The sequence below is a fragment of the Leptothoe sp. LEGE 181152 genome, from assembly GCF_032906605.1.
Classification (GTDB): domain Bacteria; phylum Cyanobacteriota; class Cyanobacteriia; order Phormidesmidales; family Phormidesmidaceae; genus Leptothoe; species Leptothoe turfae.
Genome location: NZ_JASATU010000009.1, coordinates 24,346 through 47,881 on the forward strand (window position 1 = coordinate 24,346; position 23,536 = coordinate 47,881).

Annotated in this window: 17 protein-coding genes and 2 pseudogenes; 11 read left to right on the plus strand and 8 right to left on the minus strand. The window is 44.9% G+C overall.

Annotated features, from left to right (window positions below; translation table 11 throughout):
- Positions 1-3 precede the first annotated feature (3 nt).
- From gpJ to QGP82_RS05370, 4 genes and pseudogenes are all read left to right on the plus strand, one after another.
- Positions 4-600: pseudogene (gpJ, locus tag QGP82_RS05355) on the plus strand (TipJ family phage tail tip protein); the annotation flags it as partial.
- A gap of 96 nt (positions 601-696) precedes the next feature.
- The gene (locus QGP82_RS05360) at positions 697-2,352 is read left to right on the plus strand and encodes a phage tail protein (RefSeq protein WP_499057738.1); all 1,656 of its coding nucleotides are present in this window, start codon (positions 697-699) and stop codon (positions 2,350-2,352) included.
- 42 nt (positions 2,353-2,394) lie between these two features.
- On the plus strand, positions 2,395-3,018 hold the full coding sequence (locus tag QGP82_RS05365) for a hypothetical protein (RefSeq protein ID WP_499057527.1): 624 nt from the start codon (positions 2,395-2,397) through the stop codon (positions 3,016-3,018).
- Between the two features lie 532 nt (positions 3,019-3,550).
- On the plus strand, positions 3,551-4,060 hold the full coding sequence (locus tag QGP82_RS05370) for a hypothetical protein (protein WP_499057528.1): 510 nt from the start codon (positions 3,551-3,553) through the stop codon (positions 4,058-4,060).
- Positions 4,061-4,086: 26 nt separating this feature from the next.
- Here the strand turns inward: QGP82_RS05370 and QGP82_RS05375 are convergent, their stop codons facing one another.
- Positions 4,087-4,902: an SDR family oxidoreductase gene (locus tag QGP82_RS05375; RefSeq protein ID WP_499057740.1), complete on the minus strand. Its 816-nt coding sequence runs from the start codon at positions 4,900-4,902 to the stop codon at positions 4,087-4,089.
- Positions 4,903-4,997: 95 nt separating this feature from the next.
- Here QGP82_RS05375 and pcrA point away from each other — a divergent pair, with 95 nt between their 5' ends.
- The 3 genes from pcrA to QGP82_RS05390 are packed head-to-tail and all read left to right on the plus strand — an operon-like array spanning position 4,998 to position 9,344.
- A complete protein-coding gene (gene pcrA / locus QGP82_RS05380) occupies positions 4,998-7,358 on the plus strand; it encodes a DNA helicase PcrA (protein WP_499057529.1) in 2,361 nt (786 codons plus the stop codon).
- Positions 7,359-7,404: 46 nt separating this feature from the next.
- Entirely contained in the window at positions 7,405-8,574 is a 1,170-nt protein-coding gene (locus QGP82_RS05385; RefSeq protein ID WP_499057531.1) for an AAA family ATPase, read from the plus strand.
- The gene (locus tag QGP82_RS05390; RefSeq protein ID WP_499057532.1) at positions 8,574-9,344 is read left to right on the plus strand and encodes a hypothetical protein; all 771 of its coding nucleotides are present in this window, start codon (positions 8,574-8,576) and stop codon (positions 9,342-9,344) included. Before QGP82_RS05385 ends, QGP82_RS05390 begins: the two co-directional genes overlap by 1 nt.
- 182 nt (positions 9,345-9,526) lie before the next feature.
- Here the strand turns inward: QGP82_RS05390 and QGP82_RS05395 are convergent, their stop codons facing one another.
- Positions 9,527-10,216: a hypothetical protein gene (locus QGP82_RS05395; RefSeq protein WP_499057535.1), complete on the minus strand. Its 690-nt coding sequence runs from the start codon at positions 10,214-10,216 to the stop codon at positions 9,527-9,529.
- On the minus strand, positions 10,213-10,626 hold the full coding sequence (locus QGP82_RS05400; protein WP_499057537.1) for a RusA family crossover junction endodeoxyribonuclease: 414 nt from the start codon (positions 10,624-10,626) through the stop codon (positions 10,213-10,215). Before QGP82_RS05400 ends, QGP82_RS05395 begins: the two co-directional genes overlap by 4 nt.
- Before the next feature lie 484 nt (positions 10,627-11,110).
- On the opposite strand from QGP82_RS05400, the pseudogene QGP82_RS05405 reads away from it, so the two are divergent.
- The 3 genes and pseudogenes from QGP82_RS05405 to QGP82_RS05415 form a co-directional block, all read left to right on the plus strand.
- A pseudogene (locus tag QGP82_RS05405) lies at positions 11,111-11,242 on the plus strand (transposase); the annotation flags it as partial.
- A 194-nt stretch (positions 11,243-11,436) separates the two neighbouring features.
- Entirely contained in the window at positions 11,437-13,113 is a 1,677-nt protein-coding gene (locus QGP82_RS05410; RefSeq protein ID WP_499057540.1) for an alkaline phosphatase family protein, read from the plus strand.
- 221 nt (positions 13,114-13,334) lie between these two features.
- Entirely contained in the window at positions 13,335-14,324 is a 990-nt protein-coding gene (locus tag QGP82_RS05415; protein ID WP_163670737.1) for a glycosyltransferase family 2 protein, read from the plus strand.
- A 202-nt stretch (positions 14,325-14,526) separates the two neighbouring features.
- On the opposite strand, the gene QGP82_RS05420 is transcribed toward QGP82_RS05415, so the two are convergent.
- On the minus strand, positions 14,527-15,813 hold the full coding sequence (locus QGP82_RS05420) for a carboxylate--amine ligase (RefSeq protein WP_499057543.1): 1,287 nt from the start codon (positions 15,811-15,813) through the stop codon (positions 14,527-14,529).
- Positions 15,814-15,871: 58 nt separating this feature from the next.
- Positions 15,872-17,278 carry a type III PLP-dependent enzyme domain-containing protein gene (locus tag QGP82_RS05425; RefSeq protein WP_499057546.1) on the minus strand — a complete coding sequence of 469 codons (1,407 nt, stop codon included), beginning with the start codon at positions 17,276-17,278 and terminating at the stop codon, positions 15,872-15,874.
- An 805-nt stretch (positions 17,279-18,083) separates the two neighbouring features.
- On the opposite strand from QGP82_RS05425, the gene QGP82_RS05430 reads away from it, so the two are divergent.
- The gene (locus tag QGP82_RS05430) at positions 18,084-18,800 is read left to right on the plus strand and encodes a polysaccharide deacetylase family protein (RefSeq protein WP_163670730.1); all 717 of its coding nucleotides are present in this window, start codon (positions 18,084-18,086) and stop codon (positions 18,798-18,800) included.
- A gap of 85 nt (positions 18,801-18,885) precedes the next feature.
- On the opposite strand, the gene QGP82_RS05435 is transcribed toward QGP82_RS05430, so the two are convergent.
- From QGP82_RS05435 to QGP82_RS05445, 3 genes are all read right to left on the minus strand, one after another.
- Positions 18,886-20,205 (minus strand): glycosyltransferase family 1 protein, encoded by a 1,320-nt coding sequence (locus QGP82_RS05435; protein WP_163670728.1) that lies wholly within the window; start codon positions 20,203-20,205, stop codon positions 18,886-18,888.
- A gap of 219 nt (positions 20,206-20,424) precedes the next feature.
- Positions 20,425-22,305, minus strand: coding sequence for a glycoside hydrolase family 9 protein (locus QGP82_RS05440; protein ID WP_163670726.1), 1,881 nt, complete (start codon positions 22,303-22,305; stop codon positions 20,425-20,427).
- Positions 22,306-22,414: 109 nt separating this feature from the next.
- Positions 22,415-23,401, minus strand: coding sequence for a glycosyltransferase family 2 protein (locus QGP82_RS05445; RefSeq protein WP_499057550.1), 987 nt, complete (start codon positions 23,399-23,401; stop codon positions 22,415-22,417).
- Positions 23,402-23,536 lie beyond the last annotated feature (135 nt).

Sequence of the window (23,536 nt, forward strand, 5' to 3'; positions counted from 1 at the left end):
TCGATGGTTGATCAGCATTTAATAAGCGGTCGTGGGGGCGGCGGCAGAAAACAACGAAAGCCCAAAACTCAGGATGCGGGGAACCCGTCTGATTCTTACGCCCAGGTTGTTGAGATTCTGAGTGCAGGGCCGTGCCGAGGCGTGCGAACGATTCGGGATGTATTCCTAGATGGAACGCCACTTGAAAATTTAGACGGTAGCCGAAATTTTTCAGACCTGCTGTTTCAGCAAAGGGCAGGTCGTAATGTCGAGGCTCCTTTACAAGGTTTCGGCACTTATCAGTCTAGCGAGACAGGTGTTGGTGTTGAGGTAAAAAACACCCAGTTCGTCACTCGAACATTTTCCAACGATCAGATTGATGCCGTTATTGTCCGTTTTGGTGTTGTGCTGGAGCGCAGAGAAGATGACGGCGACGTAAAGGGCAACGCGGTTCGCGTTCAGATTTTTGTACAACAAGGTATTGGCCCGTTTGTGCTGCGGTATGACCGGACGATCAACGATCGCTTCCCGCAGATTAGAGAATTTGAGGCATTCATCCCCGTAACGATCGGTGTCCGTGACTTTTCGATACGGATGGTCAAAGCGAGTCCTGATATTGATGAAGGAGACCAAACTGAGCTTCGTCAATTGCGATGGCAAAGCTACCAAGAAATAATCACGACATCGCCAACGTACCCAAATCTACATGTCGTGGCGATGCAATTTGGGGCAGAGCAATTTAACAGTGCGCCGAGGCGTAGCTACCGTATCGGCGGAATGATTGGGAGAATTTTGATTCCGAGCAATATGCGTGTAGCGGTTGCGGGGCTGACAGATTCGTTGAACCCACTAGCGGGTGGGCTTGATCCAATATTGGGCGGAAACGGACAGCCCATTCCATGGAATGGACGCCTAGTACCTTCACCGCAGCCAACATCCGACCCAGCATGGATTGCTCTGTTTCTGTTGACAGACCCGATGTATGGCTATGGCAGTGATTATTCGATCAATGACGTTGACCTAATGGATCTCGCAGAGATTAGCGCTTATAACAACCAAAAAATTAACTCTGGGTTGGGCTATCTGGAGCGTAGATTCCGGCTGTCTACCCTAATCCAAACCGAAGCCCAAGGGTTCAAACACATTGATGACGTGCTGAGCAACTGCAACGCGCATCGGTATTTTGATGGTGAAAAAATGCGGTTCTGGCAAGACCGCCCAGGGACGTCAAAATTTCAATTTACAAACGCCGATGCAGTTGATGGCAGCTTCACGTATGCATCAAGCGACCTAAATTCGCGGTATTCGGTCGCCCTGGTCACCTGGCACGACCCGGATGACCAATTTAAACCCACGGTAGAGCCGGTCGAATTAGAGGAGGCGTTCGCAGTCTATGGCTATCGCGAAACCAAATTTACTGCCTATGGGTGCTATTCCAGGTCGCAGGCGATCAGGGCAGGACTCTATCAACTGGTCACTAATTTCTACGAGACGGATACGATAAATTTCCAAGCTAGAGGCAGCGCGGCTGGTCTGCGTCCAGGGCAATTATTTACGATCTACGATAATCGCTATAGCGCCGCGATCTCAGCAGGGCTTCTCCTTAATGCATCAGCCACCGAGTTGTACCTAGACCGCACTGTGACAATACCGGGCGGCGCAGTCCACGTAGAGGTAATAACGCCATCAGGAGAGATTGAGCGTAGGCTACTTGCCAACAACCCCGGCTCAACCGACCAGCTGATTGTAACGACTACATTTAGCGCGGCTCCGGTGGCGGGTGCGAGTTGGGCGATCACCACTGTTCCGGGGCGTATATGGCGATGCCTGACCATTAACTCAGAAGAAGGTGACCTATCGACGATTGAGGTGTTCGGCTCTATTTATCTGCCCGATAAAGAGGCCCGAATAGAGCAAGGTATCCCAATCTCGCCGCAGGAGATTCCTGGGGATGTAGCGCCAGCTGTAGCATCACCACCATCTAATATTAATGTCGTCTTGCTGGTACTAGATTCTGGTAGTTATGTGCTGCAAGTTAGCTGGCAGCCGCCAGCCGATGCTGCCTTTGTATCAGGCTACATCCTGGAATATAAACGCGGACAGTTTGGCCAATGGCAAAGCCAAGCGACAACCCAGGGCGTTTCCTACGATTTTCAGGGCGTATTGTACGATCCGATTTATCAAGTGCGTGTGGCCAGCTTGCTCTCTACAGGGAAATTCTCAAACTGGGCGGAAGGCGCATACTACGAAGCTGAAATCGAAGTTCCTTCGACTGTGCTATCACTCCTATCCAGGGCTGTGGTTGTCAGAGAGCCGCCCCAAGCTAATTTGGTGTTGAATTATTCGAGAAGGGCGAGTGCGATCGCATTCTAGTGGCTCAAGCTAAACTAACAATAGTTCCACCGATCTCACGCTATGGCCAACTTTGATTACGACGTCCTGGACGGCAACGAAACCGCGCTAAAAATTCGCGGCGAAGATCTCGGGCTTGATGGTATCGTGCAGATTGTTGGCCAGAAGTTCTACAGTGATGCACTGGGTGTAGTCGGGGACGCTGCGGCAGCCGATGAGACAGTTGATGCTAGCGCGATCTCAATTCTAAAGGCACTACTACGCGAATCCCGAACGACTGAGTTTGATTCAGGGGTGGTGAGCGTCGGAGCCTCACCAACTGAGATTGTCATTGTAGATGTCTCGAATTCGAGAACGATGGGCATCCAGATTGAGAATACTGGAGCCACAGCGCTTAACACATTTGTGTGCTCTGCCCGCTACCACTCTGACCTGGGCGGGTTTTTTAATCCATTTGCTCAGAGTGCGGCAGACTACGACACAAATGCAGGGCGGCAGACTGGTAATACATTGAACCCCGTGATTGCGTCGAGTGCGATCGGATTTCCGGCTGGCGATCCGAGAACGTTGGCAGGTGGCGCGTCGGCATGGCTGGAGTTAAATGTAGCGCGGTATCAGTCCGTGAGGTTTGCGGCCTCAACAGCGTCGGGCTCAACAGATGTTCGGCTGAGGGGGGTTGTTAAGTAATCAGTGCCTTACCCTGATATTCCATACATTGGCAGACCCGGAGATCGCTCATCGTTTGCAATGCGGCCAATCGAGATCGAAGCGGCTGAAAATGCGATGGTCTCTCGTGGCAGGCGGAATCAGTTACAGAGATCTCGTAGTCGATGGGCTGTCTCTGGCAATATTAGAAATGGGCTGGAACTGCACCAGTTTTTGCAAGAACGCCGAATGAGACCATTCGGATTTTCGCCAGATGAAACCCCTGACGGGCGGCGGCTTTACTTTTGCAAAAATTGGCGACTCAGATTCTTAGGAGCTAGGTCGGGAGTTGCCTTTCATGAATTCTCCGCTACGTTTGAGGAAACTTTTGTAAGCGAATGACCTTCAGGCTGGACGCGGTGCCGATCCTGGGGCTGGATACTTGAAGCCATCCCCTAACCCTCGCCCCGGACAATGTGGTGGGGGTGGGTGACCTTCTTTGAAACACCCTTACCTAAAGTATAAAAATTAGGCATAAGCGGCTATCCTGAAATCAAAAATTGAGCGATCAATAATGAAACCCATCACCATAGCTGCTTTGTGCATTGCGATCGCAGCCTGTGAACCCGTCACAACCAACTTTGCCACCACCAACTATAGTGCTAATGCCACCGTTACCTATACCTGGCAAGTACGCTACAACCGCGCCGACGGTCGCGATCGCCCCAACGACACCCGGCTCGAAAAATTCGCCTCTACTTCCTTAGAAAACCAAAATGGTGTCCGACCTGGCCTGGCCGTTACCGGTCCAGATAACGAAGGTCTCTGGTGGCCCGAACTTCCCCCCAAACCTACCGTGGATGATGTTGAAGCTCGCCAGGGCGAAAACGAGCAGCCCGAATCACCTGAGCTGATCAAATCCGTTGACTATACATTGACGGTGGATCAACCCGGACAGCAGAAAACTCTACCCACTAGCTATAAGGTCTACCGTCAAGCCGTTAAAGCCCATGCGGATCAGAGACCGCTGGAGGTGATTTTGGGGCCGCAGGATGGGTCGGTGATTAATGTGAATGTGCAATAGGCATGTGCTGCAACGTTACAGTGCCCCTACGAATCAAAAAATTGCGGATGTACGAACTGGTATCCTGCCGCCTTAATTTTTGCATTCGAAACCTTTGCATTGTACGCTCTTGCACTAGGCTGCGATGGATCCCAGTGCACTGGGGCTAAATTGTAGCGATCGCACACCTCATTAATCAATTCCTTAACCGTTGGAATCTCATCCTGCACTACGTTATAGATGCCTGAGAGGGCGTGCGATCGCGCAAAATCAATCGCCCCCACAATGTCATCCCGATGAATCCAATTTGCCCACTCACCGCCCGTGCCCGGTCGCGTCTGACCCGCTGCCCGACTATAAATCCTCTCCAATGTCCGGCCCGGTCCATAGATTCCTCCCAGCCGTAACACACATACTTTTACCCCCCCTAAGCCCAGCAATGTCTGTTCCGTCTCCGCAATCACCTCACCATTAGCTGTTGCAGGCTTTACGGTCGTCGCTTCAGTGACCGTTGCCCCCTGATGCTGACCGTACACAGAGTACGTACTTGTATATATAAGATGCTGCACCTGCGTATTCGGCAGCACCTCCGCCAGGGTCTTTGCCGTTCCCAGGTACGTCTCTTTGTAGTTCGCCCCGCGCTTTGACCCCACGCATACCAGCACCACCTGCTGATCCACTAAACAATCCTGCACCGCCTCTGGCTCCGTTCCCCTGAACACCCGTACGCGATCCGCCACAGTTTGTAACTCTTCGACACGCTCTGGGCTGGTCGTCGTCACCGTTACCCTCAGGCCCTGCTGCTGCCACAGTCGAGCCACCTCCTTACCCACATAGCCACAGCCAATAATCGTTGCATTTATGACCATACAACCGCTCCCATCCACACTAGATCCGTTACATTAGAATACTGATTCAGCGCATCACCCGGCCGCCGTTCCCCTAACCCACTGCCACAATGATCACACCAGCCGATTTCCTCAGTCAGCTCAACGCCGCTCAACGTCAGGCCGTCGAACATTTCTGTGGACCCTTGCTTGTGGTCGCCGGGGCCGGTTCTGGCAAAACCCGTGCCCTCACCTACCGCATTGCCAACCTGATCCTCAACCACCGTGTGGACCCCGAAAATATCCTGGCGGTGACCTTTACCAATAAGGCCGCCAAGGAAATGAAAGAGCGCATCGAAAAGCTGTTTGCCGAGCAGGAAGCCCTCGGTCGCCACGGGCAGCCCCTACACCTGCTGCCCGACTACGAGCAAACCCAGCTGCGCTCCTACGTCTACAAAACTTTTATTAAAGACCTGTGGATCGGCACCTTCCACGCCCTCTGTTCCCGCATCTTGCGCTTTGATATCGAAAAATACCAAAGCCGTGCCGGTCATCGCTGGACCAAAGCGTTTACAATTTTTGACGAATCCGATGCCCAGAGCCTGGTCAAAAATATCGTCGTCAGTACCCTCAACCTGGACGACCGCAAGTTTAATCCCCGCTCTGTCCGATACGCCGTCAGCAATGCCAAAAACCAGGGTCTCGATCCTGACGAGTACGAAAAGGAGAACCCCAACTTTAAAGGGCGCGTCATCGCTGATGTGTATCGCCATTACCAAAAGGGACTGGCCCAAAACAACGCCCTCGACTTTGATGATCTGATCCGCATTCCGGTCTTGCTGTTTCAGCAGAACGAGCAAGTGTTGGGCTACTGGCACCGCCGCTTTCGCCATATGCTGGTGGACGAATATCAGGACACCAACCGCACCCAGTACGATCTGTTGCGGCTACTTGCCACCAATAATGCCCCCACCACAAAAGTCTTTGAAGACTGGAATCAGCGATCTGTATTTGTCGTTGGTGATGCCGATCAGTCTATTTATTCTTTCCGTGCTGCCGACTTCACCATTCTGATGAATTTCCAGAGCGACTTTGGTGATGGGCTATCGGATGACGATACCCGTACCATGGTGAAGCTAGAAGAGAACTATCGCTCCACCTCGAACATTCTCGAAGTCGCTAACCATCTAATTGAAAACAACACCGAGCGCATCGATAAAGTTCTTCGAGCCACCAGGGGCACAGGGGAATCTATCTTCTGCTATAAAGCCGACGATGAACGAGCCGAAGCGGACTATGTTGTGAGCCAGATTCGCATTTCCATAGACAAGAATCCTGAGCTAAAGTGGGGAGACTTTTCAATTCTGTATCGCACCAACGCCCAGTCTCGTTCTTTCGAGGAGGTGCTCACCCGCTACAGTGTGCCCCACAAAGTGGTGGGTGGCCTTAAGTTCTATGATCGTCGTGAGATTAAGGACGTCCTCGCCTATCTACGACTCATTGCCAATCCAGCCGATACGGTAAGTCTCAAGCGGGCGATCAACACACCCCGACGTGGCATTGGTAAAACCACCATGGAGAATCTGGAAAAGGCCTCTGGTGAGTTAGGGATGCCCCTGTGGGAAATTCTGTCGGATGACACATCCGTAAAAACTTTAGCCGGTCGTGCCAGTAAGTCAGTTAACCGCTTTGCCACTATGATCCAGGGCTGGCAGCAACGGGTAGAAACCGTGCCTGCTTCAGAATTAGTGCAGGAGGTGATCGAAGACTCTGGCTATATTCGGGCTTTGAGAGATAAGGGCACTGATGAAGATCTAGATCGCATCCAGAACGTTAATGAGTTATATAACGCCGTCATCCAGTTTGAAGAAGAGAACGAAGATGCCACATTGCTGACATTTTTGGCCAGTGCTGCGCTGAGTTCAGATATGGACGATGATAAGCAGAGCAATGCAGTTTCCCTGATGACGTTGCACTCATCGAAGGGATTAGAGTTTCCAGTGGTGTTTGTGGTGGGGATGGAACAGGGGCTGTTCCCGAGCTTCCGATCATTGGATGATGCCGCCGCCATCGAAGAGGAGCGACGCCTCTGTTATGTGGGTATTACCCGCGCTCAGGAGAGATTATTTCTGACCTATGCGCGGGAACGGCGTTTGTACGGGAATATGCGAGAGATTGCCACACCTTCCATGTTTTTAGGCGAGCTACCAGAGGACTACATCCTGGCAAATACAGCGACAGCTTTGCCTCGATTAGAGGTGACACCTAAGCGCACAGCAAAGTTGAAAAATCCTGAACCTAAGGTACAAAAGCCGGGGACCCATGAGGATGATTGGGGCATTGGTGAAAAGGTCATACACGGTGCCTTTGGCGAAGGCACCATCACTCACATTTTTGGTGCTGGCAATAAGATTTGTTTGGCTATTAAATTTCCTGGATTAGGTAAAAAGATTATTGATCCGAGGGTGACTATGTTGACACGTGTAGATTAGCAACTTAATGATTTAAATCAAAATAACTGGTTACGTATGGAAAATTATGTATATCCGATCCTTCAAAGTAACAAAATTAAACCAACAACTGTCTTACAACCTTATTTTTAACGATGACCTGAATATTCTTACTGGCCGTAACGGCTCCGGCAAGACAACTTTATTAAAGCTAATGTGGTGTCTCATTAGTGGCAATATTGAACTGGCTATTCAGGAAGTTGATTTTGAAAGTGCTGAAGTGATAACAGACTCTTTTTGTTTACGTATCTACTTTGAAGCCAATAATAAAGGTAAATTAGAGCGTTTTATTCAATTTCTCCCTCATGCTAGTAACTCAGAAGATTCGGAAAAAATTAAACTCAGTAAAAAAACAACGCATTTGCCTGAACAACTGATAGGAAGAAATCTTTTAGAAATAAACCAATTGGTTGCTTCTTCAATGGGGAAAACTATATTTTTCCCAACATTTCGAAGAGTTGAAGGAGGATTTTCTGTCGATCCTACGAGTTTTCCTTTAGATCTATCTGTAAAACGACGCTCTATAAAACATAGGCGTGTTGATAGAATATATGCATCTTTCAATGAGCTTTCCGAAAGATTATCTGATGAGAATCACCGATTTGTGTGTTCAATATCTACTGAAGATATTGTTAGATTGATCACTACAAAGTACGCAGACGCATCTGAAACAATTAATGAACGCTATAGAGAATTGTCAGGCAATATTATTAAAGTGATTGATGACTATAAGGGGAGTGAAGATCGAGATAAGCATGAAAATTCCTCGCAAATTCTAAACGAGATACAGTCGAATGTTAGCGAAGTTAAATCATATCAAGAAAACACATTGAAACCTTTTTCTGTTCTGTCAGAGTTGGTTTTCGATATGTTTCAACATGAAGGAATAAAGATAAGTGAATCTATAACTTTGGGGAATAGAGAAAATCAGGTGGACTCGTCACAGCTGTCTGCAGGTGAAAAACAGATGCTAAGTTTTTTATGCTATAACTCGTTTGTTTTAGGATGCCCAATTTTTATTGATGAGCCAGAACTTAGTCTTCATGTAGACTGGCAAAGATTGTTATTTCCAACACTGCTCGATCAAAACACAAAAAATCAGTTTATAGTTGCAACACATTCACCATTTATCTATTCTAAATATGAAGATAAAGAAATCATTTTGAATCCTGAGAGAGGTGATACAGGAGGATTCTAATGTCAGAGAGTAAAACAACGGCTAATGAAATTCTAAAATCCCTACAAAGAAGTGAATTAATAAATATTATTGTTGAAGGGAAAGATGAGTTGATTATTTATCGATGGCTTGAAAATAAACTTAGATTGACTTCAAAAAAAATAAATTTTCTAGTTTGTGATGGAAGAGAAACTCTTCTTAAAGTATATGAAAGGATTGGAGATTTGGGTGATGATAAATTAGTAATATTTCTAGCGGATAAAGATGTCTGGCTCTACAGCAAGATTCCCGAAAAGTATAGTTCTATTATATGGACTGATGGGTATAGTATAGAAAATGATGTTTATGCTGGTTCGGACCTGGAAAATTTGCTAGATAAGGATGAAGCAGTAAGACATCAAAAAATTATTTTCGAATTGTGCAAATGGTATGCCTTTGAAATAGAAAAGTACTTATCTTCAGGAGAACAGCCTGAGATTGCACATAATATCAATAGAATATGTGTGAAAGGTCGGGAAGAGCTATGTGAAAAATTTCTTGAGATGGTAGCTTATAAAGAACCTTCTGACGAGATTAGACAAGCAATCCATAATGATTATCAATTGAAACTACGAGGTAAGTTGTTGATGTCAGCACTTTTGCGTTTTCTAAGCTATTCAAATAGAGAAGTTAAACATAGTAGGAAGTCTCTTTTGGAGATGGCGATAAAGTACAAAGAAAATGGCTGTCTTCTAGAAAAAATTGAGGTGATAGAAAACAAAATTAGAGCACATAGAAGATTAATTACTTAAGAGAAAGGTTGCCAGTATAATTGCGATCTAAAAAAAGATTCTATGTCATTGCAGGAACTTAAAGGGCTGTCGAGCAAATTGCCAGTAGAAGCCTAAAGACTCTAAAAGTGTGTTGCTTGATGGCAACGGAGCCCTACGCGCTTATGAGAATATATAAATTTAATTTGCTCTATCTGAGAAAGCTAAGGAGTCATTTTCGAAGAAATAGTCCCTTGCCACTTTTCGATTAGCAAACGAGTTGTTGTGAGTAACCCTTCAAGTTCGTCATCAGTGCTTAAGGAAGTCACTAATCCATGAGCTACTCGATTACGTTTTTCCAAAGCTGCTCGAATCACATCAAATTCATCCATCGAAATTTCACCGCTGGAATACATATGATTCACCAACTTAACAGGAGGAAGCCTATCTATGGGTAGCTTCTGCACCATAGCCTGTTTTCTCAGGAGTCCCTCTATACAACTCCAAAGGTATAGCAATGCCGGTTCCAGCATCTCATTTTGAATGAGAGTTTCTACAGACGCCAATTTTGTTTGGAGTGTTGTCCAAGAAGGCAGCCCATCATCACCATTGGGGAATAAACTATCCGTTACATCATCTAAGGTAACCAACAAAAATCTCCAGCCCTCATGGGCTGCAATCCGTTCCGCCAATTCTTGGAATCTATCCACCGAGAACCGCGCAGAACTCTCTTTTACTTCCAAGATAATGCCGTTATTGCCCCTAAATGCAACTAAATCTGGTGTATAGCCACCCAGCGCAAACGGAATACTGTCCGATGACGGTTCAACAATGACGTCATACCCCTTTTCCTGAAGCTCCTTAGCCGTTGCCTCAACCTTCTGATTGTAGAGAGCCTTAGTTGATTCACTCATAGGTAACGGTCTAATGCCTCAGCTAAAGAAACGCGAATATAAACACACTCCTGACTTAATACTAATCCTTGCAGCAGTAATGATGGCAGATGCGTAATGTCAATTTCCTCAGAAAGAAACCGTCTATGGCTGTCGACATCCGTAATTTGAAAATCGTCAGCAAACACAACTCCAACCAGAGCATCCTGAATTGGCTTGATTACGTTATCAATATCGGCAGGTGCATCATCACACAGATAGACTAACGTTAGTCGAAGCCCGTCTTCAGTCAATGGAGTTCCCTGCCAACTAAGACGCGCACGACCATACACAAAGTCTTTCCACTTTTGTAAATTGGCTCGATCCTTAGCCTGATGTGATACGGGTCGCCTAGGAATCAGCAATTCAAATAGTGATAAGGGCTTTTGCATAACTTGGTGTGTAGTTCGATTCCAGACAGTCAACTACCTAAAAGAATGGAGCTACCTTACTTTGCCCATATTGAATTGCGCCTGAATTATGGACGAATTCATTTTTCCAGTACTCGTATCGGTTTATCAACCCTCGGGTCGATTTGCAGCTTACTCCAAGCCATCGCTTCCGCAAATCGTAATCTGTACAGAATTTTGATAATCAATTCAATTGCAAGTTCAGAACCCACAGCCGTGAGCAGCATCCCAAATAGACGAGGAATGATTACAGATGCCCTGGTGTAGTGGGTAGGGGCATCCCCTTGTGGGTGCCCTAGATAACCTTATGCCATTGTTCAACCCTTTGATTATCTGACCATGGTATTGACAAATATGATCGCACCATCGGCACCTCGCGGGCAAGCACGAGGCATTGCCCCCACAGGATTTCGGTATTTAGCGATGATTATAGGGGAATTCTGAATTACCTGCCCGTTGCCATGCGATGCCCACCAAATACAATCCAGACAAACATCATCGTCGATCTATTTGTCTAAAACATTACGACTATTCCACATCAGGAAATGATTTTGTCACCATCTGCTTCCAAAATCGAGTATGTCTGTTAGGCAATATTGTTATTGAGGACCCAGACATAAGACCCCCTAGATTCCAAAAACTCCGTATATCTGCTGATTTCTTCAGCCTAACTTTAGGAATTAGCCCTTAGTGTTTTTTATTGATTAACAACACCCTGGATGGCAAACAATTTCTCTGTTTAGCGCATCTAGTATTTGTATCCTAGCTCTATTATCTGTCCCGACTAATCTTATGACAAAGACACCCGTTATTGGTATTGGTTTAGACGCAGCGGATCCTACCCTACTGGAGCCCTGGATGGATCAAGGGCTGTTACCTAACCTTGCCCGACTGAGAAAAGAAGGCACCTATGGTCGGCTAGCAAATACGGTTCCCTATGTTAGCGGCGAGGCAGAATTTTCCTCTACAGAACCATCTTGGGTGGTTTTTTCCACGGGTTGTTATCCCAATAAAACAGGCTTCTGGGACACTATAGAATATTCTCCAGAAAGCTACAGCGTCGTGTGTGACGAAGTCGAGAGTGGCTATGACTATAAAAACTTTTCTCCTTTTTATGCGCTAGGCGATGACTATCGAGTCGCAGCATTTGATATTCCAGTTTCAGCCCTGTGTGACCAAGTTAAAGGTGCACAAATCCTGGGTTGGGGCGGCCACTTTCCCTTTGTTCAAAGCCATTCGCAACCTCAAGAACTGTTTTCGGATATTGTCGAAAAGCATGGTCGTAATCCGGTATTGCATAACGATAACGGTCGCTGGTGGGACCCTACCTACGTAAATTGGATTCAAACGGCTCTTCAGGAAAGTATTGAGAAGCGGGTAGATGTCTGCAAAGATCTGCTCCAACGAGATGCTTGGGATTTGTTCTTGACTACTTTTGGTGATACCCACTCCGCTGGCCATGATCTTTACGATCAGAGCCAACCGGATCATCCATTGCACACCTATCGCCGTGGTAAAACTGACCCACTGTTGGCCGTATACAAAAAGGTCGACTGGGCTATTGGCGAAATCTTAGCCGCAGCTCCAGAGGATGCAACGGTATTTTGCTACTCTGTCCACGGGATAGGGGCCAACCTCACAGATTTGTTAAGCATGTTTTTCCTAGGAGAAATCATGTATCGGTTTAACTTCCCAGGTAAGGTGGGGCTGGCTCCCGGTAAGCTAGGTACCACACCACCTCCACCCATTAAGCGACCCATTCGTCGCTCCTGGCCAGATGAGGTTTGGCGCAAGATTAATGAGCCTAATCCGATCAAGCGATTGATTAATACTTGGACACCTAAGAAGTGGTTAAGTGAAACCCAGGATGGATTGGCATCACCACGATTGCTACAGTCTACTCAGCCTCACTTAGGATGGATGCCTGGCATGGCCTTTTCTCCCCTATGGCCAGACATGAAAGCCTTTGCGCTGCCTGCCTTTGCGGATGGTCACATTCGCATTAATTTGCAGGGACGAGAGGGAGATGGCAAGGTCACTCCTGATGAGTACGATGCACTATGTGAAGATATTACAGCCATGCTGTATGAGCTGACTGATGGTCGTACGGGCCAGCCATTGGTGAAAAAAGTCCTACGCACCCGTCAGGATCCGTTGGACGATAATCCAACTCTACCCGATGCAGACTTGGTGGTTGTTTGGCACGAGTTACCAACCGATGTGGTCGATAGCACTACTCTAGGACGGATTGGCCCAGTGACATTTAATCGTCCTGGTGGTCATCGTTCTCGTGGTTTCTTTGTGGCTAAGGGTGCCGCAATTCCAGCTGGTGAAACGTTGCAAAATGGTCACGTTGTCGATCTAGCGCCTACGTTCCTATCATCCTTGGGTGCACCCATTCCAGAGCACTTTGATGGTAAATCCTTGTTTGCTTCTTCCCGTTCTAAAGCAATTACCACTGTAGTGTGAATATAGGCTGCGATCGCAACCCCAAGTTTCTATTTCATCGTTCTGACCAATGTTTTTTAGTGACGACAGCTAAGGAGATAATCGTGACATAGACAGGTAGGTTACCTGTGTAGAAACTAAAGTATTTTTAGAATCCTAATCTACCCGGTGGTCAGGTTACTGGCCACCAGTCACTTTTTCTATTGGGAGCAGACACACTTAGATAAGTTCACACTACTATTATGAAGCCAGAAGTATCAGTTATAGTTCCTGCATATAACACTGAAACCTATATTAAGCGAGCGATTGACTCAGTTTTGTCTCAAACGTTTGAGGATTTTGAGATCATAGTTGTTGACGATGCTTCTACAGATGGAACTGTCCAGGTTCTTAAAGGAATACAGGATGATCGGTTAAAGTTAGTTTGTCAAAAACAAAATGGAGGGGCAGGGGCTGCGCGAAATCGGGCTCTGCAAGAAGCAACTGGAGATTGGGTTGCGGTTTTAGATTCTGATGATTGGTATGCACCTGAGCGATTGGAGCGACTTTTAACCTTTGCGAAGGAAAATCAAGCAGATATGGTGGCGGATGATTTTTACATCATTGAAGATGGAGAAACAGAACCTCGAACAACAATGATTGAGTACCATGATCCATCTATTGTTGATGTTCTCGCTATTAATCCTGTGTCGTTTGTCCTCTCTGATATTGAGGGCAGACAAGGTCTAGAGCTAGGATTCAGCAAGCCACTTTTTCGCAGACAGTTGCTCGTTGAGAACAATATCACCTATAAGCCAGAGATCAAAGTTTCACAGGACTTTTGGTTAGACTTAGACTGCTTGGTGAGAGGTGCAAAATTTCTGCTGTTGCCAGAACCCTACTATTACTATCGGTCTAGGGATGGTGCATTAACGACCAGCACCAACAAAGTTGAAAGACTAAATGAAGAATGTGCAGCGGTCAGGCGTTTTTTCAAAGATGAAGCTAGTTATCTAAAGCAAAATACAGAGCTGGTTGATGCGTTAAATCTAAAGCTTAAAGAGACGAAAAAACTAAAAGACTATTATAAGGTCGTTGCTTTTCTCAAGCGAGGAAAACTCTTCAGAGCTGGGTTAGAATCTCTGAAATATCCTTTATTTTATCAAACCCTATTATCAGAAGTGCCAAAGTCACTCTCTAGACACTTTGGTGCTATCTTTTTTAAGACTAAAGTATACAAGAAGTTTAGCTAAGCTCTAGTCATATTAAAATGCGCAGTCTTCTGCCTCAGGTGACTACGCGGTTCAACTTGTTATATGGATGAAGTTTAATGCCTAACAACGGCAGCATCAGCTCTTGCTAGGCATGTGATGAGCAATATCAGTTAGGTGATTCCAAGTAGTTCATACTGTTAACTTAGCACCTACTAGTAGCGACTGGAAACAATCGTGGCCATCAAAGATCTGCAAAAAAAGTCTTAAATGTACTACGAGGATGCTTGATCCAGCTTTTGACCACCGATAGGATATCAGCACGACGAGGATTCGGATCATCATCTGTGTAGACCGGATCGCAGCCAGTGTCTGTGTGACCGGCCCAGATTAGCCACTTACGACGCTCGGCCCAAGAAAAACGCCCCACAACAGCTTGAGTTGTCAAAATCAACCACAAGCGCCATCGATTACTAAAACGATAAACTTTGTGATGGTCCCATGTCTGATCTTGTTTTTGAATAACTTTGCCATATTCAGAATCATTGTTGGCATAGGCTAAAACTAGTTGATCTAATGGTAACTTACGCTCTAATTCAAAGGCCATTTGCCCATAGAATCTTGGATTAAAGTCCATTAACAATAGCTGGTTGCCATGCACAATAAACTCGGCTTCAAATACGCCGTAATAGCCAACTTCTCTACAGATATTTTTGAGATGGTCTATGGCCTTAGGATTCAGAGGACGGCTTTCAAAACAGAGTCCTACGCCTACACGAATAGGAAATTGTAAAACTTTAGCCGATGCACGGGTTAGGAATATCTCTTGGCTTTCATCAACAAAACCAGCGACGCTGTAGGTATTTTGACCGGCGGTTGCATGAAATTCTTGCACCATGGGCCAATTGACCTCTGGGTCAAAGTCAATGAGAAGAGGGTGGTAATAAAATTTTTGTTGGTAGTCTGGGTAAATTTCCAGTAATTTTTCTGGCGTTTCACAGACCTGACCCTTTTGGCGTCGCAACATGCCAATTTGGGTTCTAGGTTTGATCAATACTGGATACCTAAGCTTGTGAGCCTGCGCCTTGAGGTCTTCTACGGATGTGGGCGCAACTGTAGAGGGAACAGGAATCCCTAGCTTTTCTGCGATCGCATGTAGCTCTGGTTTATTCAGCAGCGCATAAATGGTTTTAACATCAGGGCTGTAGAGCTTGTAATAGTCGCTTAACTGATCACGATACCGAGAGATCAACCATGTCATATCATCACTTGACGGGTAGAGAAACGCGCCAGGATTTTGTTTGCCATACTCTATTAGCCAGTTAACAAAACTCTCAAAATCTTCTACTGGTGGGGATTTGAGGGCCTTTGAAAGATAGCGAGATTTATGGGTGAGTGTAGAAGTCTTAGGATCAGCCAGTAATGTAGGCTGATTGTGCTTCCCATAGGACCTCACAACTGCGAGGGTTCCCCCATAATCTCCCATAGTCATCATAATTGGAGCTTGGGTAGATGAGCTAATAGCTACCATAGGACGAGATCTTAAATAATTAGGAGATTCTTCTAAAACAAATTTTCAAACATGTGGCCTAGTCAGCCAAACAGTCCATATGGATAATGCTTTCGAAAGTGTCAGACTTGCGGATCATAAAAGATTCACCACTGCTATTTAATCCGACAATGCCAGGCTTAGGAAACGAAAAAGCTCGCGCTTCAGGCACAAAATAAGCCCCAGAATCCATAATGGAAATGGCATCACCTTTAGCTAGTTCAGGTAGTCGCCAAGCAGGATAGAGTGTATCTCCCATATGACAAATAGGACCCACTAAGCGATAAAGTTTTTTCGGATTCTGAGCTTTCTGCTGTAGAGGAAGAACCTGATGAAACTCATACTTTACAATCTCAGCAACACTAATGCCTGCATCCAAAATTCCATAGGTAAATGCTTCGGACGTTTCTTTAGTATCAACAATACGCGATAGTAGTGCTTGGGTATTCCCTGTAATTGCCCTTCCTGGCTCAACAGCTAGCTCCGGTATAGGACGACTAACGTCTTGAAAATACCCTGTGAGATCCTTAGAAATAAACTCAGCAAAGTCTTCTAGCGTAGGATAATCCTGTGGTGTCGGCTCTCTTACTTCAATACGGAAGGTCTCACTTAGCTTTTTATCAAAGTCTGAAAATGAACGTACCGTTGGAATAGCAATGCTCCCGCCAACATCCAAAATCTCTGGGTGAAAATCAAATTCCTGATACAAAGTATTCAAAAAATCTTTAATACCTTGCAAGTATCCTGCCACATCATCCAGACCATCAAAGAGAACACCTCGATGGCAGTGCACACCAATAACATTAAGCTCAGGCATACTGAGGGCCTGACGGTAAGTTGCTAACGCCTCGCCAGTATCTACACCAAGACCAAACTGGCCACTCCAGCCCTTGGCGAATATCAATCGAATTGCAATATTGGCCTTTTTGCCAACTTGCCGAGAAATTTTAGCAAAACGCTCTAGCTCTTCGCGATGATTAACGTTAAGTAAGCGAATACCTCGGTCAATGGCTATCTCGATGGACTTGTCTGATTTGGCAGGGCCATTGTAGATGATCTTTTGAGGGTCTACACCAAGGTGTAACGCTAACCATAGTTCATAAGGAGAAATAACCTCGGCACCTACGCCATAACTATGCAGGAGTTGAAGTATGCGGGGAATAGGATGAGTTTTATAGGAATAGTAAACATTGAGAATCTGCTGCTTTTGATGCCCATACATCATGGCATGGGCATTCTGCGCTAGCTTCTGTGTGTTCAATACATGAAGGGGACTACCATATTGCTCCAGAAGAGTTTGAAGATTGACGCCATGTAGCGTAAGCGCACTATTTTCATAGGACATATTCCAGAGCTGGGGAGATAAATCCTGACGCATGCCCACTCGCTTTTGCAATGCTTGGGCACCAATACTGCGCACGAGCCGTTTTGCTTGAGTCTTTGGCATAATTACTTGCAATTCCCCAATTCTTAATTCTTATTCATGTATGACTTGATCAAAGAATAAAAGTCCCCTAGATCCATGGTTTCTTAATACGATAAACATCTACGTCAAGAAAATATTAGAGAGTGACGCATATCGAGTCCGATCGCTGAAAACAAGCATAAAGTTCGCAATTTTGCCTGGAAAATGCTTCCAACTGTCGAAACAATTTCTGTGTATTTGCCTGTTTAGTATTGTCCTCAAGGCTGAACAACTTTGGAGGATATTCAGGTAACTAGACAAGAGATTACTTTGATATGCTGCTCTTTCCATACTGTTGCGTAGCCTTTCAATATTATCTGTGTTCTCCTATGTGGGGTTCATGTTGTTGCCAAGCTTGTTGAACCTAGTTGAACCTACTGTTTGTAAACCCATACAACGAGATTTTACGGGTATTCGGTGCTTTTATCTTATTATTAATCGCTTATAGTATTTTATTGCCATGTTTTCAAGTTTTTCACTAAATAGCTTGATCAGATATTTAAGTTACTATGATAAAATATTCTCGATTAGCTTATAAGTCAGTATTTTATAGTATCCGATACCATACTAGTGACTAAAATATTTGGTTTAGAACGTTTGGTTTTACATGGCCTCAGCAGTAACTAAAGGCTTTTGTTTCAATGAAATTGTTGTTTCAAAACCACTCAGAACTAGAATCTATTTATCCTTGCTTTAGCTGAGCTCCCATCATACCGAAACCCCTTTGGTCTTGAGGCTGAAAGTACATTAATGCCTATCCTAGAGAGTCACCTCGCGCACATATAAAATGAATTCTTTTCTAGCTATCTCCCTTGTCTCCGGCGTTTTGTTAGGCTTTCTAAGCCGTTACACCCTAAATTGGTTGTCAACATCATACAAGTTTCAGCTGTTTGGAAAGATGATTACATGTGTGGATACAACTGAGAAAGTTCTAGCGTTGACCTATGATGATGGTCCTAATCCACCTTATACAGATAACTTACTTGATGTATTAAAAGAGTTTGATGCAAAAGCAACCTTTTTTGCAATTGGTCAAAATATTGAAAAAAATATCAAAACAACTCGTCGTATGATTGATGAAGGGCACGAGTTAGGTAACCATTCGTATTCCCATCAAAGATTAATAGACACGAGTTTGGCAACAGTCCGTTCTGAAATCCAAAAGACGGACGACATACTAGCTGATTTGGGTGTCGAATCAAGAATACATTTTCGTGCACCTTATGGTTTAAAGCGTGTTCGGCTGCCTTGGGAGCTTGCCCGTAGAGAAAAAACAAATATTCTTTGGAATGTTGATCCTAAGGACTACGAAACAGCTGATCCAGAAAAAATTGCTGAGTCTATCGTTTGCAGTGTGGAGCCTGGCTCTATTATTCTTTTACATGATGGTGGAGGCAATCGATCCCAGACTGTGGCAGCAACCAAAATAGTTTTGAAAAGGCTTCAGAAAGAGGGGTATCAGTTCAAAACAGTTTCTCAGTTGATGGCATTACAGGCGGCATAAATAGATATCAAAAGCCCAAGCACATAAGCCCTTGGCGCATTGCTAAGGGCTTATGTGCTTTCAATGCCAATACAGATGAGTCTTACTAGACTGTTGTTGCTTCTCTTTCTACAACTTCTGAATAAATATCGACAATCTTACGAGTTTTTGTATCCCAGGTAAACTCCTTTGCACGCTGAAGTGCTTCGTAGGACATATCATGTCGCATAATATGGTCCTCAACCAACTGGGCAATATAAATAGCTAATTTGTTCACTACAAACTCTCTGGATAAAGGGTCGATCTTAAAGCCTGTTTTCTCTGTTACATACTCACCAATGCCACCGTTATCAACCACAATACAAGGTAAAGCATTAGCCATGGCTTCTAAAACGACTGCCCCACCAAATTCACGAACTGAGGGGAAACAGAAAATGTCAGACTGTCGATAATATTCTAAGGTCTGGTACTGCTCAACATATCCAGTGAAATGCACATGATCATTGAGTTTTAGCTGTTTTACCTGGTGCTCTAAGCTTTCCTGCTCAGAGCCATTGCCAACAATGGTTAGATGAATCTTTAGCTTTATAGACTCGTCCAGTTTGCTAATAGCGTCTAAAATCATATCAGCCCCCTTGTAAGGAACAAGTCGACCAACATATAGGAGTTTAACTTTATTATCTACTGACGCTTCTGTAGGTATTTTCGCTTGGGCTACTTCTTCCTCAGATCTGACAAAGGAGCTGGTAATACCATTCTCATAAAATAGTTCTATCTGATTGTCGCGAGTCTTAGGGAATAGCTCTTTAATCAGACTCAGTGTATAACTAGAGCCTGCCAAAATATAGTGGGCTTTTTTATAAGTTTCCCGGTACCCAGGGATGATAGAGCGTCCTATCCAGCGTAGGAAATTAAAGTAAGAATATTCTCGACGCCCCAGCTCCTTAAATCCGTCAGGAAACGGAACTCCACCATTGACTGGACCTAGAATGAACGGAGTTTTCTTGCATGCCTTAATTGCTTTTACAGGATAGCGTGGCATCATTGGGGTGATGGTATGAACTAGATCATAGTCACCGCGAACAATAGCTTCTTTAAATCGACTATAGACTGCCCGATTGAATCCCCAGTAAACTGGGTATGTAAACGCATTGCGCAGCGGCCAGATGATTTGCCCCTTATATAGGCTCAAACGATCCCCAAGCAGCTCTAGGTTTTCAATCAGTTTACTGTCTTCAATGTAAGTGATGCCTGCATCTGGGTGTATTCTCTCTAGCTCTTCTCTATTGCGTGCGTGGGTTACTAATGTAGTGTCAACGAATCTGCTGATACCTGCATACAATCGATATCCTTCCAGGGGAACTGAGTTCCAGGCAGGATTACATTGTTCAATAATGAGTAATACTTTCAATGTGTTCTTAGACATAGATAATTATCCTATGATGTGACGGCATATGAATATGACGCTTTCACCATTGCAATACATATGTAAGCATCTACATTCAACTTGTTTAATAGTCATAGACGTTTAAGTAGATGCTTGCAATCAAGAAAAAGTGACGCTGATTCGACTGTTACATGTTCTAAGTGGTTATCGTTTTCAAGATATCAGCTGTGTAAGAACAGAGATACAAAAGGGACTGATCTAGTTCTCTTCTGCGGTAACAAATTTAGATAGTAGCTTGATATAAGCTGACTGGTAGTAGATGGCGGGTTCTATGATTTCATATGTGGGTTGATTGGGCTCTACGTCATCGATATAGGCTTTCATTGGAGGTCCTGACGCGATTGCTTCATCTCCGGAATAGTCTTTGTAAGGACCGCCCATAAAGAATCCAGGTGCGGGTCCTTTTTTCGATGTCAGTGCGTTTTCAAATTCACCCTGACCAAACCACTGATGGTACATCTCATTAGCGGAGTATTCGGCACCGTACTCATACATGTTACTGAGAAAGACAATGCCTAATGGATTTACACCGTGAAAATAGTTGATGGCACCTAAGGAGCGCTCAATGTAGGCTGGCCATTCCGCTTTATGTATGCCCAGCATAACAGGGTCATAATTCATGTTCCCATAGTTGGCCTTAGTCATATTGCTGCCCCAATGATACTGTTCGTCAGGCATGTAGGAGCGAAACGGATCTAGCAAATCATCGCTGCCATAGGCTTCTGGATGATAGTCAATTAACTTATCTTCTAGATCTGTTAAAATTTCCTCTTTTAAAGCCTCATCGGCATCAGGCATTTGGGAATAGAAAATTAACGCATCTCCTTGCCAAGGATCGTAGCGAGACCAGGGACCGTCTCTGTAGGGTTGTGCCAGGTCAATATTGTCAACAACATAGTTGGAGAACTGTGGATCTCCTGTTGCTGCAAACAGATAAACAGCGGCGCTCACTGTTGTTCCCAACTGGGCGTCCGCAGTCATATCTGCGTCTCCTGATTTGATTTCTCCTGTGTCACAATCTGTGTCTATTGGATGGACCTGGAACCAGTCCCAGGCTGCTCTGGCTCGGGATGTTAACTCAGCAGCGTAGTCTTCTAATTCAGGAATAGACTGCATCTCTACTGCGGCGTGGGCAAAGACGCTTGCGATCGCAATTGTAGATGATGAACACTTAGGACCATAATACCGAGGCCGAGTATCCTTACTAGGAATAGGGCTTGGCGGATTGTAATCCAAATTTCCGATCTTAATAAAGGCACCCCCATCATCGTCTTGCATCCGTATGAGCCAGTCTAGTTCATACTTAATTTCATCCAACAAATCAGGAATACCATTACCTGACTCAGGAATATTAAAATCATCCGTCCAAATTTTGGGGTTTTGACTGTAGGCACTTAGAAGCTGATGGACAGGTTGCAACGTATACGTAACATACTTGTTTGTGTCACCTGCATCAAACCAACCACCATGCATAGCGCGTTCGGTTGCTGGATTTTGTTTGTCATCTACAAATCGTGCTTGGGTATCTTGTCCAGGACCCATGTAAGCTGCTCCATCAGTCCAGCGTGCGTCTGCAAAGGGTTCTGTTTTAGAGAAACCACTGCGCTGGTAGAAAAACATTCGAGTAGCAGCAATTAAGACATCTCTGTAGATGTCTGAGCGAATTTCAAATTCAGCTGAACGTGTCTCTCCGTCTTCACGGACGATGACATACTTACCAGGCTCATCCAGGTCTGAAAAATCAACCCACCAGGCACGTTCTCCTGACTGTGAATGAACCGCCCCATTTGTCCACTTGACTGGGGTAATAACCTCAATCACCTCATCGGTTTCAGCATTTCTTAATTCGTAAGGTTGATCACCACCTAAAGGACCAATAACAACCGCAACTTTTGGATCTTGGGGGCGATAGCCAAACTGGTCTACTAAAACTTGAAACTCTTTAACCGTCGACTCTTGAGCGCCATCTGAACAGCTCAGTGCACCAAGAGCAATAGTAACAGCACCAGCGACCTTAGCAATTGTGCCTAGTATTGCCTGATAATTTCGAAAAGGTTTGGTAAGCGTAGATTTAATCATAGGAATGCTTGTGTAGATGGAGTTATTAGAAGATGCTGTAGAGATGACTATAACTATCTCAAACAAATTCGAAAGCACAAATATATCCTAGGCAAGCCCAAGTAATGCACTACTGCCAGTTACCTTGACGCCCTAAGAGTCCGGAGAGTGTTCCCATACCCCGATACATTCTAAGTAATGCCTGGGCTACTTTACTCTTACCTAGAAATATAGATGGGCCAATAGAGAGAAACCCCATGACAATTAACCCCAATCCTTTGATTGTTCGAATAGCCTGAACCTTAAATGAAGGATAAAGCTCTGATTCAATTAAGCTGTGAACACTCCAAGACCAGAATCCTCTGTTTAAAATCCAATCTAAAGACAAGCGTTGATCGGCAATAGGCTCATAGAGAACTGCTTCATCAGCCCAAACAATTTTATACCCCTGTTTATTTAAGCATGAAAACAGGTAAGCATCTTCTGCTCCCTTATGGGCAAAACGATGATCAAAGAGTGGCTCATCTTCCTCCAGATCTTTCAACAGCTTAGTGCTAAACATAACGTTGCCTGTGAAAGCTGTATCCATTCTTTTTCCAGTTTCATAGCGAGGAAATGAATAAAAGTCGCCAGCTTTAATCCAATTAGGCACTTGCTGTTCTTCCTTATAAACAGCAAGAACTGGACCTGTAATGATGGCAGCGTTAAACTTCTGTTGATTGATTAAAAGTTCCTCTAGCCAATGGGGAGTTGCAGTCTCATCGTCATCTAGCATGGCAATGAAATCCGAATCTTCAGATGCCTCAGCAACACAACGATTACGCGCATACGTCACTCCCTGATTAGTCTCTACAAAATATTTGAGTGACCATTGGAAAGAAGATTTTAGGGCTTCAACCGTTGCCTCCGCAGAACGAGTAGAGTCGTTATCAACGATGATGACTTCGATACTAGGTATAGGAATCTGAGTAAATGTAAGGTTATTCAAAGACTCCAACAATTTTTGCAATAAGTGAGGGCGTTTATACGTTGCGGCACAAATTGAAACCTGGGTCAGAGTTGTGGAGGAATTGATATTAGCCTCACCATCGGATCGTTGATTGGAGGTTGCCTGCATCTTTCAAGTTAAGTAAGTAAATTAGATTTGGAACTATTGGATGGCCCGAACCCATTTCAGCATGGCCCTATCGGAAATAGTTGCTTCAGTTGATAGCTAAAAAATGGACATAGTAAAACACATATCTAGAATGCC